General features: G+C 64.8%; 1 protein-coding gene. It reads right to left on the bottom strand.

The window, feature by feature from the left end:
• Positions 1-44: 44 nt before the first annotated feature.
• Positions 45-1757, bottom strand: a complete 1713-nt coding sequence (locus AC1VNY_RS42320; RefSeq protein WP_482409642.1) for an AMP-binding protein — start codon at positions 1755-1757, stop codon at positions 45-47.
• Positions 1758-2007 lie beyond the last annotated feature (250 nt).

Here is a 2007-nt window from a genome sequence, read left to right as displayed (position 1 = left end):
CACCCCGACCCTCCCCCGCAAGCGGGAGAGGGAGAAGAACGGCATCACGCCGTCTTCGCCGCCTTCAATCCGAGCCGCTGCTCCACGGCATCGCGCATCACGAATTTCTGGATCTTGCCGGTCACCGTCATCGGGAATTCGTCGACGAACTCGACATAGCGCGGGATCTTGTTGTGGGCGATCTGGCCCTGGCAGAAGGCGCGGACCTCGTCGGCGGTGAGCGTTTCGCCTTGCCTGATCCTGACCCAGGCGCACAGCTCCTCGCCATAGCGCTCGTCGGCGACGCCGAAGATCTGCACGTCCTGGATCTTCGGATGGCGGTAGAGGAATTCCTCGATCTCCCTCGGATAGAGGTTCTCGCCGCCGCGGATCACCATGTCCTTGATGCGGCCGACGATGTTGCAATAGCCTTCGTCGTCGATCACGGCGAGGTCGCCGGTGTGCATCCAGCCATTGGCGTCGAGCACATCGCCGGTCTTTTCCTTCTCGTCCCAATAGCCGAGCATGATGCTGTAGCCGCGGGTGCAGAGCTCGCCGCGTTCGCCGCGCGGCACTATCTTGCCGTCGAGGTCGACGACCTTGACCTCGACATGCGGATGGATGCGGCCGACGGTGGAGACGCGGCGCGCCAGCGGATCGTCGGTCGCGCTCTGGAAGCTCACCGGACTGGTCTCGGTCATGCCGTAGGCGATCGTCACCTCATCCATGTTCATCTCGGTGTTGACGCGCTTCATCACCTCGATCGGGCACGGCGCGCCGGCCATGATGCCGGTGCGCAGCGAGGACAGGTCGAAGCGGGAAAACTCCGGATGATCGAGCTCGGCGATGAACATGGTCGGCACGCCGTACAGCGTCGTGCATTTCTCCTGCGCGACCGTCGTCAGCGTCGCCAGCGGATCAAAGCCTTCGCCGGGATAGACCATGGTGGTGCCGAGCGTGACCGAGGCGAGATTGCCCATCACCATGCCGAAGCAGTGATAGAGCGGCACCGGAATGCAGATGCGGTCCTGCTCGGTCAGGCGCATGGCGCGGCCGGTGAAGTAGCCGTTGTTGAGGATGTTGTGATGGGTCAGCGTCACGCCCTTGGGCGAGCCGGTGGTGCCGCTGGTGAACTGGATGTTGACGGGATCGTCGAATTGCAGGCTCTCGCCGAGCGCCGCAAGCTGCTCGCGATGGCGCTCGCCTCCCATCTGCGATACCGCATCGAGCGGAATGGTGCCCGGCGCCGCCGGTCCGCCGATCTGGATCACGGCGCGCAGTTGCGGCAGCCGCGCCGAGCGCAGATGGCCGGGCTCGGAGCTCGCAAGCTCGGGCAGCAGCGTGTTCAGCATCTCCATATAGGCCGAGGTCTTGAATGCGGTCGCCGTCACGATCGCGGCGCAGCCGACCTTGCCGAGCGCGAATTCCAGCTCGCTGAGGCGATAGGCCGGATTGATGGTGACGAGGATCAGTCCGGCTTTCGCGGCGGCGAATTGCGTCAGCGTCCATTCCGGCCGGTTCAGCGACCAGATGCCGATCCGCTCGCCGCGTTGCAGCCCGAGCGCGAGAAAGCCCGCCGCCAAGGCCTCGACGCGCTCGGCGAATTCGTTCCAAGTCCAGCGCACATGGTGGCTCGGCGAGACCAGCGCCTCGCGCTCGCCCCAGCGCGCCCGTGCGCGGTCGAGGCTGCGGCCGATGGTTTCACCGAGCAGCGGCATATCGGAAATGCCGCAGACATAGCTGTCTGCCTTGCTGTCTCCCTTGGGTGTAGGTGCCAAGCTCGTCCTCCTCGTGGTCGTGTTCGCGTCGCCGCGCTTTTTTGCGCGATCTTAGTCGTTTGGCGCCGATGGGACAGGCCCGACCAATGGCGGGTACGAAAAATCCCTCCCCGTGAGGGGAGGGATTTCCGCGGCCGGCGATGGGAACCTGATTATGATGACGTTAGGCGTGATCGGGGCCCTGAAGTAGCTGTGCTCCCTCTCCCGCTTGCGGGGGAGGTCGCATCGCATCGAAAGATGCGATGCGGGT

The organism is Bradyrhizobium ferriligni, from assembly GCF_056837965.1.
This window is presented reverse-complemented; position numbering and strand designations above follow the sequence as displayed.